This window comes from Methylocaldum sp. RMAD-M (assembly GCF_017832375.1).
In the GTDB taxonomy this organism is placed as follows: domain Bacteria; phylum Pseudomonadota; class Gammaproteobacteria; order Methylococcales; family Methylococcaceae; genus Methylocaldum.
In genome coordinates this window covers 129,878-146,984 of the sequence record NZ_JAFIBZ010000007.1, presented here as the reverse complement: position 1 = coordinate 146,984, position 17,107 = coordinate 129,878, and the positions used below count along the sequence as shown (strand labels likewise).

The following is a 17,107-nucleotide window of genomic DNA, read 5'->3' as shown; positions in this document are numbered from 1 at the left end:
TCTTATTCAAGCCTCGCGACTTCACCGTCGCAAGGCCTTCGGCTTTAGCCTGAGATTACTTCATCATGCCTGGCATACCTCACGTTCCAGAGAGCATAGCGCAAGCAGTTGATATAACAACAAAGCATCAACCGCAGGGCCTGCCAACACTGGGCAACTACATCGCTACCGAAAAACTCGGAGAAAGCTTGCAGGCCTCGGTATTCAAGGGCTACCACATACACGTCCCCGACCAACCGCTGGTCATCAAACTGCTGAAGCAGCTGTCGAGCTGGGACGATCAGTCGCGGCATCTGCGCCAGAAGATCGAACGCCTGAAAGTGCTGCACGATCCGCGGGTTTGTACGCCGCTCGCGCTGGAGTCCTACGGCGACCTTCAGTTTATCGTTCAGTCCTGGTTCGCGGGCCAAACGCTGAATCATTGGGTGGCACACCAAAATAAACTCGATCTCAACGATTTTTTTACGCTGGCTTGTACGCTGGCCGATACGCTGCACGCGGTACATGATGCCGGCATTACCCACGGCGGCATAAAGCCCCATAATATTCTGATTCAACCGGGGACGCTGACGCTCCGGCTGACCGATTTCATCACCCCGCTCGACATTCGTGACGTCAGCCATTTCATCTACGATCCGGAATTCGTACGCCATACCTTGGCCTACACCTCGCCGGAACAGACTGGCCGCATCAATTATCGCGTGGATTTTTCCACCGATTTGTATTCATTAGGGATCGTGTTTTATGAGCTGCTGACCGGTCAGCTGCCGTTTTTTTCCAGCGATCCACTGGAACTGATTCACTCGCATCTGGCTGAGGAAACGCCTAGAGTCAATCAGCTCAAACCGCAGATTCCCCAAGCTTTGGCCGACATCATTGCCAAACTTACCGTCAAGCAGCCGGAGAAGCGTTACCAAAGCACCGCAGGGTTACTGGCCGACCTAATCCGCTGCAAGGACGAGTACGCCGCCACCGGCAGGGTATCAGCGTTCACGATCGGCCTGCACGATCGTAGCCGTCGGGTCATCTTCATCTCGAAGATGGTGGGCCGCCAGCACGAAAGCGAGCTGATACGGGAGCAATATGACGAGGTCATCAGCGGCAAATTCCGCTCGGTCTTTATTTCCGGACTGTCCGGCATCGGCAAAACCCGGCTGATTCAGGAACTGCAAAAACCGCTGGTCAAGAATCGCGGTTACTTCACCTCCGGCAAATTCGACCAGTATCAGAAAAACATCCCCTACAGCTCGCTGATTCAGGCCTTGCGCAATCTAATGCGCATCTTCTTGACCGAAAGCGATCTGCAGGTTCAGCAGTGGCGGAAGAAAATACTTGATGTCGTCGAGAACAACGGAAGCGTCATCATCGACGTGTTGCCGGAACTGGAATTCATCATCGGACGGCAGCCTGAAGTGCCGCATCTGCCACCGGTGGAAGCCCGCCATCGTTTCAACAATTTGTTCGGCCGGTTTCTCGCTTGTCTCGCCAGCGAAGACAATCCGCTGGTACTGTTCATCGACGACCTGCAATGGTGCGACAGCGCAACCTTCGACTTTCTGCAAAACCTGTTCGACAACCATGATGAACATCCCTATTTGTTTTTCATGGGCGCCTATCGGCACAACGAAGTCGACGGCAGCCATCCGCTCAGCAAGCTGATCCGCAAGATTCAGGAAAACAACGGTCCGTTCGCGGAAATTCGCCTGGAGGCGCTCACCGACGCCGACTGTCATGAAATGGTGGCCTACATCCTCGACTCTTCGCTGGAAGCCACGGCCAATCTGGCGGAATTTATCGCCCACCTCACCGAAGGTAACCCGCTGTTCGTCAGCGAAAGTTTGGCATGGCTGTATAACGAGAACTTGCTGAACACCGATGCCGAACACCACTGGCACTGGGACATCAAGCGGATTCGCGACACGCAGATGCCGACTTCGGTAGTTGAATTGTTCAGCTCCAAGGTGAGCAAACTGCCGGTCAAGACCCTGCATATACTCGACCACTGTGCCTGCATGGGCAACCGTTTCAGCGTCGAAGACGTGGCGCTGGTGTTGGACATTCCCATTGAAAAGCTGTTTGAGGATTTGAAGCCGGTCTTGAATCTGGGGATGCTGCTGGAAAACAAATCCGATCTGCAATTCGTCCACGACCGGGTTCAGGAAGCGGTGCTGCGCCAGGTCGACACTGAGGCCAAACCCGCGATTCACTGGCGCATCGGCAACCGCCTGCTGCAAGCGGTGCCGGCGGGAACCCATCTCGAACTCCTCGATAACTTGTTTACCATCGCCGCCCACCTCAACCTGGGCCGCCCGGCGGAGATGGAACCTGAGCTGGCGTATCGGCTGGTCGATATCAACTTCCATGCCGGCAACAAGGCGCTGGATGCGCTGGCCGGCGATGCCGCCAACGACTTTTTCCAGAAAGCCCACGACTACCTGCCCGACGATTGCTGGCAACAGGCCTACGATCTGACCTTTCGCATATACCAGCGTCTGGCCAAGACCGAGTTGATGTGCGGCCGTTATGAACGATCGGAAGCGCTGCTCAATCATTTGATCGAATACGCCGCCAGCGACTTGGACAAAGCCGAAGCCCTGGCGGAACAGACCACGTCGCTGTCCTCGTTCGGCAACTTCAACGAGGCGATAGCGACTGCCAACCGAGGCCTGGCCTACTTCGATAAATCAATCCCCGAACAAGCCGAGATCGCTCACCAGCGAATGCGGGCCTTAATGGCGGAAATCGAACGGCAAGGCGACGTCTGGACGACGATCCTGCACATGCCTTTTACCCAGGACCGCAAGAGCAAGATCGAGCTGGCGTTTTACAGCGAGCTCATTCCGGATCTTTATATGTCCGGCCTGGTGCCGCAGCTGTATCTGTCCGCCGCGCAATCGACCCTGCATTGCCTGCAGGGCGGCATGGACGAATCGGTGATTTACTCGTTTTCGATCATGGGCCTCAATCTCGGCGAGCAGGGCAAGTTCGAACTCGCGTTCCGTTATCAGGATCTGGCCCACGACCTGTGTGAAAGACACCCCAATACCTTTGGCGCCACCCGCGGCATGAACGGCATCGTCTGGTGCAACATGCATTCGCGCAGCCATCCGGCCGAGATCGTCGATTACTGCCACAAAGCCATACAGTGCGGCAAGAATTGCGGCGACCTGTATAACGCCGGCCTGTCCTACGGCCCCTTGATGTGGAATTTGCAGGTGCAGGGCAAAGATCTGCGCCTGGTCGAAGAAGCCGCCGAGGAATGCCTGCATTTTTCCCGCAAGAACCAACTGTCGTTCTCGGTCGGCCTCGCCGAAGCCGTGCTGGCCGGCTGGGTGGCGCCGATGAAACCCGATTACCAGCCGGTGGACATGACCGAAACCCTGGCGCGCTGGGAAGCCGACAATTATGTCGCCGCTTCCGGCAGTTATTTTGCGCTGCTGGGTTTTGCCCACCATTATTTAGGCGATTACGCCGCGGCAGCGGTGTCCTTGCACACGGTGGAACGCTATCTGCACGGTTTGACCGATAACGTGCTGAAACGGCTCTGGTATGTCTTCCGTATCGTCAATCGCCTGCGCTGGCCGGAGGGTGCCGACTGGCCGGCGCTTGAAGCGGAAATTGCGCCGTTGCTGGCCGAACTGGAAACCTGGGCCCGTCTCGGCCCCCTGCTGAAACCCTTTTTGGCCTTTGTTCATGCCGAGATCGCCCGCGCTCGAAACCAAATGCGCGAGGCCCGCAACTTGTATTTGGATGCGATCGCGGTCGCCCAGGAACAAAACTACGGCCTGCTCACCGGCCATTTATACGAAGCATTGGCTGATGTCATGGCAGCCGGCAATCTCGGCGATGCCGGACTTTATTACGGCGCGGCGCGACGTATCTACCGGGCGTGCGGCGCCGATCGCAAAAACGCGCAATTGCAGCAACGCCTCCCTTATACTGAAGCGGACTACCCAGTTCGTGCCGAAAAAACTGTCGCCCTCGACAAGCCGGCTACGCTGCCGAATCTCGATTTCAATTATCTGATCAAATCCGCGCTGGCCCTGTCGGCGGAAGTCGATCTGAATCGGCTCATGCAAAAAATCATGAGCGTCGTGCTGGAAAGCTCGGGGGCTCAGCATGGCTACCTGCTGATCAAGGAAGCGGATGAACTGCTGGTCGCCGCCGAAAGCCATGTCGGCGAAAAACACATCGTCAATCGCGAGTATCTCAGTCTTAAACAGACCCGCAGCAGCATTAGTCATGCTATCGTCAACTACGTACTGCGCACGCGTAAAAAAGTATTACTGCACGATGCGGTGGCCGAGGGCGAGTTTCAGGACACCGCGGAAGTGCAGGCGCTAAAACTGCGTTCGGTGTTGTGTCTGCCGATCATCAAGCAAAACGAACTCATCGGCTTGCTTTATCTGGAAAATCGATTGTCGGCAGGTGTATTTACCACTGAAAAAACCGACATGACCGAACTGTTGACCGCCCAGGCTGCGATTTCCCTGGAAAACGCCCGCCTCCTGGAACAAACTCGGAAGGCCTACACGAAACTACAGGAAAACCAGGAACACATGCTGCAGATGGAAAAACTCTCGGCATTGGGGACGCTGGTCGGCGGTGTGGCGCATGAGATCAACAATCCGCTGATGGGCGTGATGAATTTCGTCGAATTCGCCGCAGACAGAAGCACGGATGAAAAATCGAAGGAAATTCTCGATCAGGCGCTACAGCAAATTCACCGTATCAAGAAGATCGTCAGCAACATGCTGGTATTCGTTCACAACCGATCGACTCCGAGCGGCACCTGCCAGATAGCGGAGGCGATCAGGCAAACTCTATTGCTGCTGGAAGGCGAATTGGGCAAGCACGGCATCAAGGTCGAGGTGGATGCCGTCGACGATCTGCCGGCCATTCGCTGTAGCTCCGACAGTCTGCAGCAGATCCTGGTCAATCTGATCATTAACGCCCGCGACGCACTAGTCGATAGCCAGCAACCACAAATCAGAATCATGCTCAGGCCCGTGGATGGCATGTTAGAACTGAGCGTGGCCGACAACGGTCCCGGCATCCCGCAAGAGGTGCAAACCAAAATTTTCGATCCGTTCTTTACCACCAAGCCTCCCGGAAAAGGCACCGGACTGGGTTTGTCGGTCATCCGCCGTCTGGTTCAGGATGTCGGCGGCCATATACAGGTGGAGAGTTTACAGGGGCACGGCTGCTGCATGCGGCTACGCTTTCCCCATGTTTGAGCATTTGAATTCGATACATAAGAGAAACGATATACAAGGTTATGGCAAGCAAAATTCTGGTAATAGATGACGACCCGGCAGTGCGCAGCGCCTTCAAGCTGATTCTGGAAAATGACGGTTTCTCGGTTCGCGTAGCCGAGAACGGCTTACAAGGCATCGAGCTGGCCCGCGCGGAACGCCCCGATCTGATTTTTCTCGATCTGCGCATGCCCGGCATCGATGGCGTGGAAACCTTGCGCCGTCTGAAAACCATTGACGAAACGCTGAACGTTTACATCGTCACCGCCTTTGCCAACGAATACATGGAGCAACTGAAAGGCATCAATGAGGAAGGCTTTCAGTTCGAACTGGCCAGCAAGCCGCTGTCTTCCGCACAAATTCGCAATCTCGCCCAGATTGCCCGTATCGGCAATCCTCAGGAAGAACGGCGCGCAAACCAGCACAAACTGGTTCTAACCCTGTATGTGGTGTCCCTGAACAGTGAAACCCGCCGTCTGGTCGAGCAGATTTCCACTGCGCTCGCCAATCTTTACGATCCCGGACAATGGGTTCTGGACGTCGTCGAAGTCTTGGGCATGCCGGAAAAAGCATTGGAAAAGGACGTGTTTGCAACGCCGATGCTGGTGCGCGACATGCCGGAACCCGTATTGAAACTGCTCGGTGACTTGTCGCGGGCTCCTTCGATCATGGCGGCCATTACCACTCAAGCGAAAGGAATCGGCGTACAAACCATCATCGTTTAAGCACGCTTATCGACCATGAACACCCGGCTTCGCAAGCTTGATCTGATCCTCGACACTATCACCGACGGCGTTTTGGTTGTAGACAGCCAGGGTGTCGTACTCTATGCCAACCAAGCTGCCGAAACCCTGCTGGCGCGAAGCCCGATAGTCGGTCAATCGCTGGCGATTCCGATCAATCCTGATAAAAACAGCCATCAGGACATTAATTTAATCCGTCCGAACGGACTCGCCTGGGCGGAAATGCGCTCCACACCGATCGAATGGGACGGGCAATCCGGCTACGTCATCGCCCTGCGTGACATTACCGAGCGCAAGCACATGGAGCTGGAACGGCAAAAGTTCGTTTCGCTGGCCGATAACAGCATGGATTTCATCGGCATATGCGACATGAATTTCACGCCGTTTTACATCAACGAAGCCGGCATGCGCCTGATCGGCATAGACAGCCTGGAGCAGTGCATCCGAACACCGATCCAGGAATTTTTCTTCCCCGAAGACCAGCGCTTCATCCTTGAAGAATTTTTCCCGCGCGTTATGCGCGAGGGCCACGCCGATGTGGAAATCAGGTTCCGGCATTTCAAGACCGGCGCCGCCATCTGGATGATCTACAACGTGTTCTTCATCAAAGACAGCACGGGCGAACCGGTTGGCATCGCCATCGTGAGCCGCGATATATCTTCGCGCAAACAGGCCGAGGCTGCTCTGCGCAAAGCCGATCAACATAAGGACGAATTCCTGGCCATGCTGGCTCATGAACTCCGAAATCCGCTGGCCCCCATCAGCAACGCAACCCACATTTTGGACATGCTGAAGCTGGAAGACACGCGGTTTCACTGGGCTAAGGACATCATTAAGCGACAGGTGACGCACCTCGCTCGCCTGGTCGACGATCTACTGGACGTCTCCCGTATCGCGCGCGGCAAAATTTCGCTGAAGAAAGAGCGGCTTGACCTTGTAGAAGTGATTAAATCCGTCTTGGAGACGGCACAAGGCCTCATCTCGGCCAAACAACAACATCTCAATGCTTGTCTGCCTAACCAACCGATAATGTTGGAGGGCGATTCCGTGCGCCTGTCTCAAGTGTTGCTTAACCTACTCGACAATGCCAGCAAATACTCTCCGGAAGGCAGCCGGATCGAGGTTGATGTCCAACGGCTCGGGGGCGAAGTCGAGATCCAGGTGCGGGACAACGGCACTGGCATCTCGACGGAACTATTGCCGACGATCTTTGGGCTATTCCAGCAGGGTACGCGTACCCTGGATCGGTCTCAGGGCGGACTAGGCATTGGGCTTACCCTGGTAAAACGGCTAGTGGAACTACACGGCGGACAAGTAACGGCATCAAGCCCTGGCGCTGGACTCGGCTCCACGTTCAGCATCCGTTTGCCGACGATTGACGAAGGGACCACCCTTCCTGTCTCTAAGACATCAGTGCCATCGCCTAACGCAGAGATGCGGGTGGTGGACGATAATTCCGACGTAAGAGAGAGTAATACCCTCCTCCTGACTGCCAACCTTAGGTAAACTGGGCCTCGATTTCCTCGCTACCTCCGGCGGTGCCGAAGTTCACCGGGAATTGCATCGGACGCAAGACACCGTGTCATTATAAGCACTGATCCACCCCTGTCTTCGAGATGGTTTCGTTATAAAGATCATCGCCCTTACCTATCCGTGAAGCGGCTAGCAAATATTTGGTTATTAACCCGGCCTATAAATATAGGCCGGGTTAATCCGGGGCAGGGATGCCCCGGCGCGGCGACAAGCCGCGTGAGCCCAGGCCGGGCGTGTACCGGGCCTGGGCGGCGGCCCGAAATACCAGGAGGGTATTTACGGGCCTGATTAATAGCTCAGACGGAAATCCATGCTCGACCGATAGTGCCTACTGCGCAATGAAAACGGTGATAACACCCGACACAGGATTGGCATTGAGTTAAATCAGAATCATCCGGCCGCGGCCGGATAAGTAATCTTCCGAAGTTTAAAATACCGACGGATGCGCACGGGGCGTTTCTGCAACCGGCGCCGATGGAACCGAGTTTTCCGGTTCAGAGCGGCCACCCTGTCGACCGGATCAAAGAGCTCCTCGACCACGGCTCCCTACCCGCCCGACCCACGACGGCGCGAAGCAGTCACGACGGTATCCGTTGTGCCTTACCCTAGAACTCTAGACTTTCGCCATTGAAATGAACATCAACCATCCCGACCAGAAAAAGAACGTGATTTGCCGCTGTAGCGGGACGACGACAGGACAGATCAAGCGACTTGTCGATAAGGGAGTCAACGACCTGGACAGCATATCGAGAGCGACCGGTGCATGTTCAGGTTGCGGGGCCTGCGATACAGACATTCTGGCCTTATTAGCCGAATATGCTTCGCCTGTTTTGCAAGATGCCCTATAGCGCCGCTCTGTTTTCCTCGACAACACGACGAAGGAAGATTGATGCCAAACGATGGTGTTGGCAGCAGCTGATAACGGTGCTCATTTTCGGTAGCGCCATCGGAACCGCAAGCTGGCGGTCGCCAGATAAATTTCGTGCAGGAAGCAATAAAGGCCGATGATCAGGGCGGCCATCGCGGCGATAAAGAGAATCGCGATAGCGTTCGAAACATCCAGGCTTAAGAAGGCCCCGACGAACAGAACGACAATGAGTGTACAGATGAGCAAGGCACAGGCCGTACAGAGGCTAATCGCCCAGTACGCTATGCGGGCGCGGCGCGATAGCATACTGATCTCGCACTGAATGTCCGGATGGAGGTGTTCGTCCGTGCCGGCGTGTTTGTCCTCGATCTGGCGGGACCGATCAACGATGCGGCCAACGCGAGAGCTAAGCACCGACAGTAGAGCACCGATGCCGGTAAGAAGAAATACGGGCGCCACCGCAAGTTCTATGACATGAGCAATATCGGTGGCAGTGGCTTGCATCGACAGCCTCACAGATTAAATGGTTGAGCAAAAGGACAATTTGGAGGAAGACCGCGCTTCATGAGATTAATCTCCTCCTTACAGAAGGGTAGCAAGCTGCGCTCACATCACAGACCGGACTGGCGCCGCAACCTTGCCCACAGCTCACGGATAATCACGACCGAAGCCTCCTCGGGATTGAGAGCGCCACAGGATGCCATCAGCGCCTTGTTTCCGCGCCAAAGACCAAAGACCTTCCGGATATAAGCCCCTAGGCTGAAGTGGACAATGATGGCGTCCGCACTGGATGCCGCGGCAATTTTGTCTTTTTCGGCCTGACTCAGTTGGAGGGTCAACCGGTCCACGGCTTCTCGAAGGGTTCGAGGCAAACTCTGATCGGCCTCTGAATCGGGCGATGGTAACGGATTGGTCATTTTCTTTATGATGAGAGGAAGCTGCCGGAAATAAGGACCAAAATCGGGAATATTGGAGTTTAGCCATAAAGAGGCAAGGAACATTCGACCGCGCATTGGCAATACAAAAAGCTTAAGAACATGTACTGCAATACGGCCGTCTCCTACAGGCCGACCGTGGCTTCGGTCTCTTGGTCACCCGCCCCCATAGTTAGCGATTTCAACCGGGCAAGACAAGAATCCATGCAACTCACCGCTGCGGCTATCGGCAGCCGCGACCTGGATACCATGAAGAAGCGGGATATGGCCTGTGACACGTTTTCGAGTCTTATTCCATTCGGCATTCGAGTGAACATTCATCGTAGGATGGGTAGAGCGAACCGAAACCCATCGATGGTGGGTTATAGCCCCTCGGCTCCGCTCGTGACAGGCCCTTCGACAAGCTCAGGACAGGCCCCGCGTAACCCACCGACCCTTCGACTTGGCTCAGGACAGGTCCGAGGCCGTTCGGTGGGTTACGGCCTCGCGGCCTAACCCACCCTACAGAAATTAATGCCTTACTGAAAGCGATAATGTTCGTCACGACATGTCGCGGGATATGCCGAGTTTTTCCATGCGGGAGCGCAGGGTGCTCCGCTTGAGGCCCAGTCGTTCCGCGGCCCCTTTCGGCCCGCCGATCACCCAGTCGGTTTCCCGCAAGACTTGGAGGATGTGTTCGCGTTCGACGTCTTCGAGTGTTCTCGATGCGCCCCGCATTGTGTAAGATTCCTTGTGAACGGATACCGAATCGGGCAGGGGCACGCGCAGCACGCCATTGGGCGACAGAATCACCGCGCGCTCGATGACGTTCTGAAGCTCGCGCACGTTGCCCGGCCATTGATAACGCTTGAGCGCTTCGGTCACCTCGTTGGGAATGTGGGTGATCGGGCGGTTGATGCGCCGCGCGAACTTTTCCACGAAATGTCGCACCAGGGGCGCAATGTCCTGGGGACGCTCGCGTAGAGGCGGAACCGTGATGGGAAAGACGTTCAGACGGTAATACAGATCGTCACGAAACGTCTGCTCCTTGACCATCCGGGCCAGGTTTCGGTTGGTCGCCGCCACCAACCGGACATTGGTTTTAACGGTACGGGCACTGCCGAGCCGCTCGAACTCCTGCTCCTGCAGCACCCGCAGCAGCTTGGGCTGCAGATCCAACGGAATCTCACCGATTTCATCGAGAAACAGAGTGCCCTCGTGTGCGAGTTCAAACCGACCGATTCGCCGCGCGATCGCCCCGGTGAAGGCGCCTTTCTCATGGCCGAACAGCTCGCTCTCAAGCAGATCCCTGGGAATGGCCGCGCAGTTCACCTTGACGAAGGGATGAGCGGAGCGCGCGCTCAGGTCGTGAATGGCCCGGGCGATGAGTTCCTTGCCGGTACCGGTCTCACCGGAGATCAGAACGGTCGCATCGGTCGTCGCCACGATTTCGACCTGTTTGAGAGCGCACGCCAGCGCAGGACTTTCGCCGATGATTTCGCCAAAGTCGTGCTCGATCCGGATTTCGTCTTCAAGACAGCGCTTCTCCTCTGCCAGCCGTTCCTTCGCCTCACTCACTTCACGGTAATTCAGGGCATTGTCCACGGCGATCGCCACCTGCCCGGCGATCTTCTCCAGGAAATCGATCTCCCCATCGCTGAAGACGCTGTCCGCCAGCCGCAATAGATTCAAGGTGCCGAGCAAGCGGTCGCAATGGATCAGCGGAAAGAAACAACCGGATTTCAGACCCTCCGCCAGGCCAGGATTGATTCCCCTATCGAACTGGGCCATGCGCTGGGCGTCGAAGACCTGGAGGCGACCTGTCCGGAACGTCAGACCAGACGGCGTCCCTTCCATAGGAAAAAGCGCGCCTGCCCGGACGGTTCCTTTGCCGTCCGGGAAGTCGAGCGTGTAAAGGCGCATCCCGCCCGCCTCGAGATCGGGCAGAGTAAGACCCACGAAATCGCACTGCATGACGCGCCGGACGCTCGACGAAACGGCCTGGCAAAGTTGTCTCAGATCCAGGTGCGAAAGCACCTCGTTGGTGAGATTCAGCAAAAGGCGGAGTCGCTCGTGTTCCTCCTGCAATTGTTGCTGCAGCCGCTTGCGCTCGGTGACATCCTCGACCAATGCCATGACAAAGCCGGGGCAGTAGCCTCCGTCCAAAACCCGGGAAATGGTGTTGCTGACCCAGAGCACCCTCCCGTCCTTGCGCCGATAGCGCTTTTCGATCTTGAACTGCTGGAGCTTCCCGCTGAGAAACTCCTGGTAAAGGGCCAAGTTATTGCCGCGGTCTTCCTCGTGGGTGATATCGGGCCAGGAGAGTGCAAGCAGTTCCTCTCCGGTGTAACCCAGCATTCGCTGAAAGGCGGCATTGGCGGCCAGAAACTGGCCATCCACGTTGGATAATGCGATACCGATCGCGGAATTCTCAAACACCTGGCGCCAGCGTTCTTCACTGTGCCGCAGCGCCATTTCGGCCCGGCGGCGCTCCAACTCGGCCCCGGCGCGCACGGCAAAAATCTGCAGGATCGATTCGGCCAGCTTCGGGCTTTCGATGGGGTGGTCGAACAACACCACGATCAGGCCCAGGGCACGGCCGCCCGAATCAAGAAGCGGCGTTCCCACATACCCTTCAACCTTCATCTCGGCGAGAAACCGATCCTGGGGGAACGATTGCTGCACACCGCTCGCATAGGAGCACAGGCTCTTGCCGATCACGTGCCTGCAAGGGGTATGCGCCAGATCGTATTCAAAGTTGTCTACGATTTTCCCGTCCGCCCACACGGCGATGGTGCGCACCCGTTCCGAGCCGGCTTCCACCAGCTCGCCGATGAAGACGCGGTGGGCGTCAAGGGAAGCGGCAAGGTGTTCGACTAATGAGCGGAAAAAGCTTTCACCGGTCGCACTGGAAATCCCCTTGGCGATATTGAGCACCCTGTCCTCCGGCGGGCTGCGGTCCATCTTGGGAATACCGCCGGTGATCAATGTTTGCATGGTCGCGATGCTGCCTGAATGATGTAGGCCTGCATGTCCTCGAACTGATGTCCCCCCGTGAATCACGCGAACTTGGTGAAGTGATGCGAGAACGTCGGAACGGTCACCGTTTCAGCTATCCGCTTCGTTCTCCACGCATGACGGTATCAAAGATCAGTCTAGAAAAGAAGCCGGTTGAATAAGGCCGTTGCGCGAGGCCTTACAATCGCAAACAGCCTATCGATTGGCCATTCCTCGCTCTCGGCTTCGGGCTCGGTCGGGATGGCGAAGACACCCTCTTAACAGCGCGAGGCCCAGGGCCGAACCCACAGCGACGGGCTTCGCGCTAGTCATCGGACACCCTCCCCAGTTCGTCCACCACGGCGGGGACCGGTGCCCGCCCGCGCCTCCGTGCCACCCGGGCGCGGATGACCACGTAGAAGACCGGTGTCATGAACAGGCCGAACAAGGTCACCCCGAGCATGCCGGAGAACACGGTGACACCCATGATGCGGCGCACCTCGGCCCCGGCGCCGTGAGAGAACACCAGCGGGACGACGCCGGCGATGAAGGCCACCGAGGTCATCACGATCGGCCGCAGCCGCAGCCGGCTCGCCTCGATCGCCGCGGCGACGATGCCGCGGCCTTCGCCCTCGAGCTCGCGCGCGAACTCGACGATGAGGATGGCGTTCTTGCAGGCGAGCCCCATCAGCACCACCAGCCCGATCTGGACGAAGATATTGTTGTCGCCTCCCGTCAGCCACACGCCGAACAGCGCCGAGAGCAGACACATGGGCACGATCAGGATGACCGCCAACGGCAGCGTCCAGCTCTCGTAGAGCGCGGCGAGTACCAAAAATACCAATAACACGCACAGCGGAAACACGACTTTATTGGCATTGCCTTCGTGGATCTGCTGATAGCTCAGGTCGGTCCAGTCGTAACTCGTTCCGGCGGGCAGCACCCGAGGTGCCAGGGAGGCAATGGCGGCAATGGCTTCGTTCGAGGACATGATCCTGGGATCGGCCTCGCCGATGAGGTCCGCGGCGGGGTAGCCATTGTAACGGATCACGGGGTCCGGCCCATAGGTCTGACGGACCGTCACGATGCTGCCGATCGGCACCATCTCTCCGGCTTGGTTGCGGGCGCGCAGCGTGAGGACGTCCTCGGGCTGGTCGCGGAACTGGGCGTCGGCCTGAGCGTAGACCTGATAGGTGCGGCCGAAGCGGTTGAAGTCGTTCACGTAGGTGGAACCGAGGTAAATCTGCAGCGTTTCGAACACCTCGCTCAAGGGCACGCCATGTCGCTTCGCCTTGGTGCGGTCGACGTCGGCCGTCAGTTGCGGCACGTTGGCCTGATAAGAGCTGATGGGAAACCCCATCCCCGGTACTTCCGAAAGAGCGCCCGCCAGTCCCTGGACCGCATGCTGCAATTCACCGTAGCCCAGGCCCGCACGGTCCTGGACGTAGAGCGAAAAGCCGGACCCGGTGCCGATGCCGAGTATCGGCGGCGGCATGATCGCGAACGCGAAGGCCTCCTGGATCGAGGAAAATTTGCCCATCAGCTCGCCGACGATCTCGGGCGCCGGCCGCTGGCGCTCGTCGAACCCGTGCAGGCCGAAGAAGATCGTACCGGTATTTGGCGTGTTGCTGAACTGCAGGGCATTGAGCCCCGGAAACGCCACGGCATCGCGGACCCCTTCGGTGGACAGGGCCATCTCGCTCATGGTGCGCACCACCGCTTCGGTACGATCGAGCGAGGCACCTTCCGGCAGCTTGACGCCGCCTATCAGATACAGCTTGTCCTGGGTCGGGATGAAGCCCCCCGGCACCGCCTGGAAGCTCAGCCAGGTCAGGCCGATGAGACCGCCGTAGAGCACCAGGATTCGGCCGCTTCGGCGCAGGATCCTGACCACGGCGCCGGAGTATGCCTCGGCGCTGCGCTGGAAGCCGCGGTTGAAGGGTCGAAACAGCCAGCCGAACAGCGTGTCTAGCACGCGCGTCACCGGATCGGGTGTCGCGCCGTGCCGCTTGAGCAGCGTTGCCGCCAGCGCCGGTGACAATGTCAGCGAATTCACCGCCGAGATCACGGTGGAGATGGCGATGGCCACGGCAAACTGGCGGTAGAACTGGCCGGTCACGCCGGACAGGAAGGCCATCGGCACGAAGACCGCCGTCAGGACCAGCGCGATGGCGATGATGGGGCCGCTGACTTCGCGCATGGCCTGATGGGCCGCCGCTCGCGGCGCCAGTCCGTTGGCGATGTTGCGCTCCACGTTCTCGACCACGACGATGGCGTCGTCCACCACGATGCCGATGGCGAGCACCAAGGCGAACAGCGTGAGCGTGTTGATGGAAAAGCCCAGCAACAGCAACACCGCGAAGGTGCTGACGATGGAGACGGGTACCGCGAGCAGCGGGATGATCGAGGCTCGCCAGGTCTGCAGGAACAGGATGACCACCGCGACCACCAGGAGCACGGCCTCGAACAGCGTCTTCACGACCGCCTCGATCGAATCGCGAACGAACACCGTCGGGTCGTAGACCACGTCCCACTTCACCCCCTCGGGGAAGAAGCGTTCCAGTTCGCGCATCTTGGCGCGCACGCTGTCGGAGAGCTCGATCGCGTTCGAGCCGGGGGCCTGGAAAATCGCGACCGCCACCGCCTGCCGATTGTTGAGCAGCGAACGCAGCGCGTATTCGGAGGCGCCGAGCTCGATCCGCGCCACGTCGCGCAGGCGGGTGATCTCGCCGCCGGCGCCGGTCTTGACCACGATGTCGCCGAACTGCTCCTCGGTGACCAGCCGCCCCTGCGCGTTGATCGACAGCGTGAAATCACTGACGCGCGGCTGCGGAGGGCCGCCTATCGTTCCCGCCGAGACCTGGACGTTTTGTTCGCGGATGGCCCGGACCACGTCGCCCGCCGCCATGCCGCGCGCGGCGACCTTGTCCGGATCGAGCCAGATGCGCATCGAATAGTCGCCGCCGCCGAACACCATCGCCTGGCCCACGCCCGGCAGGCGCGCGAGTTCGTCCTTGACGTGCAGGGTGGCATAGTTGCGCAGGTACAGGGTGTCGTACTTCTGGTTCGGCGAGAGCAGATGCACCACCATGGTCAGATTGGGCGACTGCTTCTCGGTGGTGACGCCGAGCCGGCGCACATCCTCCGGGAGCCGCGGCAGGGCCTGGTTGACGCGGTTCTGGACCTGTACCTGAGCGAGGTCGACGTCGGTACCCGGCCTGAAGGTGACGGTCAGGTACATCACGCCGTCGGAGCCCGCCACCGACTTCATGTACATCATGTGTTCCACCCCGTTCATGGCTTCCTCCAGAGGGGTGGCGACGGTCTCGGCGATGACCTTGGGGTTGGCGCCGGGATAAACCGCGCGCACCTGCACCGAAGGCGGCACCACATCGGGGTATTCGGCCACCGGAAGCAACGGGATCGCGATCACTCCGACGACGAACAGGAGGATCGACAAGACTGCCGCGAAAATTGGGCGGTCGATGAAGAAGGCGGAAAAGTCCCTCATGCGCTCGGCTCCCGGGTCCGGTGTGCCGAGGTCTGCTCATTACCGGCGTTCAGCTTGGAATCAGCCGGATGCGGCGGGGGATCGCCCATCTTGATGAACTGCGGGCTGACCGGCATGCCCGGGAAGAAGATCTTTTGGACTCCGTGTACGACCACCGCGTCGTCGGCGCCCAAGCCCTCGGTGACGATGCGGAGGCCATCGAACATCCGCCCGAGCTTGACGTCGCGACGCTGCGCCCGGTTGTCGGCATCGAGCACATAGACGTACTTGCGGTCCTGGTCGGTAAGGACCGCCTTGTCGTCCAACAGCACGGCCGGGAACTTGCCGCTGCTCGGAAGTTTCACGCGCGCGAACAGCCCCGGCGTCAACATCCCATCCGGGTTGTCGACCACGGCGCGGGCGCGGATGGTGCCGACGGTGGGATCGAATCGATTGTCCAGAAAATCCAGGCGCCCTTCGTGCGGGAAGCCCTCTTCATCGGCCAGCCCCACGAACACGGGGTTCACCGCCTCCTGCAAGGTGCCCCGCTCGCCGGTTCGCCTCCTGGCGCCCTGGCGCAGATAGGCCTGCTCATCGACCTCGAAATAGACGTAAATGGGGTCCAACGAAACGATGGTGGTCAAGAGGGTTGCCGTCCCGGTTCCGTCGTTCACCAGATTGCCCTCGGTGACGAGTTCCCGGCTGATGCGTCCGCTGATCGGGGCGCGCACTTCGGTGAATTCCAGGTTGAGCTTGGCCTCGTCGACGGCGGACTGCGCCGATTGGACGGCGGCGACCGCCTCGCGCAGGTTCTTGTCGCGGGTGTCGAGCTCCTCCTCGGAGATCACGCGCTTCTCGAACAGCCGCTGCGCCCGCGCCAGATCGTTTTTCGCCAGGTCGCGCCGGGCCTGGGCGCGCGCCAGCTCTCCATGCGCCCGTCCGAGCGCGGCCTTATAAGGTCGGGGATCGATGACGAACAGCAGGTCGCCCTTCTTGACCAGGGATCCGTCCTTAAAATTGACCTTTTCCAGATATCCACCCACGCGAGCCCGCACCTCTACGGTCTCCACGGCGTCCAGCCGTCCGGTGTACTCTTCCCATTCCACGACTTCCCGTTGAATCGGCCGGCTTACCGCAACCGCCGGGGGCGGCGGTCCTGCCGGCTCTGCCGTCGGTTGGCCGCAGCCGGCGAGCAGGCTCAGGAGGAGACCGAGCCAGCTTGCCTGAACTATCCAGTACCTTTTGTTGATCACGTTCTTGCTACCGTTTACCTTGCACTATTCCCCGGAGCGCATCGCCAGCACGCC

At 58.7% G+C, this 17,107-nt stretch carries 9 protein-coding genes; 4 read left to right on the top strand and 5 right to left on the bottom strand.

Annotated elements, in window-relative coordinates:
* Positions 1 to 65 precede the first annotated feature (65 nt).
* From JOD69_RS09615 to JOD69_RS09600, 4 genes are all read left to right on the top strand, one after another.
* The gene (locus tag JOD69_RS09615) at positions 66 to 5,237 is read left to right on the top strand and encodes an AAA family ATPase (RefSeq protein WP_086135548.1); all 5,172 of its coding nucleotides are present in this window, start codon (positions 66 to 68) and stop codon (positions 5,235 to 5,237) included.
* 41 nt (positions 5,238 to 5,278) lie between these two features.
* Complete coding sequence (locus tag JOD69_RS09610; RefSeq protein ID WP_077730190.1) at positions 5,279 to 5,980, top strand: response regulator; 702 nt, start codon at positions 5,279 to 5,281, stop codon at positions 5,978 to 5,980.
* Between the two features lie 15 nt (positions 5,981 to 5,995).
* A complete protein-coding gene (locus JOD69_RS09605; RefSeq protein ID WP_240502498.1) occupies positions 5,996 to 7,504 on the top strand; it encodes a PAS domain-containing sensor histidine kinase in 1,509 nt (502 codons plus the stop codon).
* Between the two features lie 659 nt (positions 7,505 to 8,163).
* Entirely contained in the window at positions 8,164 to 8,379 is a 216-nt protein-coding gene (locus JOD69_RS09600; protein ID WP_086135549.1) for a (2Fe-2S)-binding protein, read from the top strand.
* Positions 8,380 to 8,459: 80 nt separating this feature from the next.
* On the opposite strand, the gene JOD69_RS09595 is transcribed toward JOD69_RS09600, so the two are convergent.
* The 5 genes from JOD69_RS09595 to JOD69_RS09575 all read right to left on the bottom strand — a co-directional run bounded on the left by JOD69_RS09595 (position 8,460) and on the right by JOD69_RS09575 (position 17,053).
* Positions 8,460 to 8,903 carry a DUF2721 domain-containing protein gene (locus tag JOD69_RS09595; RefSeq protein WP_077730188.1) on the bottom strand — a complete coding sequence of 148 codons (444 nt, stop codon included), beginning with the start codon at positions 8,901 to 8,903 and terminating at the stop codon, positions 8,460 to 8,462.
* 107 nt (positions 8,904 to 9,010) lie between these two features.
* Positions 9,011 to 9,316, bottom strand: coding sequence for a DUF6794 domain-containing protein (locus JOD69_RS09590; protein WP_346425843.1), 306 nt, complete (start codon positions 9,314 to 9,316; stop codon positions 9,011 to 9,013).
* Between the two features lie 558 nt (positions 9,317 to 9,874).
* Complete coding sequence (locus JOD69_RS09585) at positions 9,875 to 12,310, bottom strand: sigma 54-interacting transcriptional regulator (protein WP_086135551.1); 2,436 nt, start codon at positions 12,308 to 12,310, stop codon at positions 9,875 to 9,877.
* 325 nt (positions 12,311 to 12,635) lie between these two features.
* A complete protein-coding gene (locus JOD69_RS09580) occupies positions 12,636 to 15,821 on the bottom strand; it encodes a multidrug efflux RND transporter permease subunit (protein WP_077730185.1) in 3,186 nt (1,061 codons plus the stop codon).
* Complete coding sequence (locus JOD69_RS09575) at positions 15,818 to 17,053, bottom strand: efflux RND transporter periplasmic adaptor subunit (protein WP_077730184.1); 1,236 nt, start codon at positions 17,051 to 17,053, stop codon at positions 15,818 to 15,820. The genes JOD69_RS09580 and JOD69_RS09575 overlap by 4 nt, the downstream gene beginning before the upstream one ends.
* Between the last annotated feature and the right edge of the window lie 54 nt (positions 17,054 to 17,107).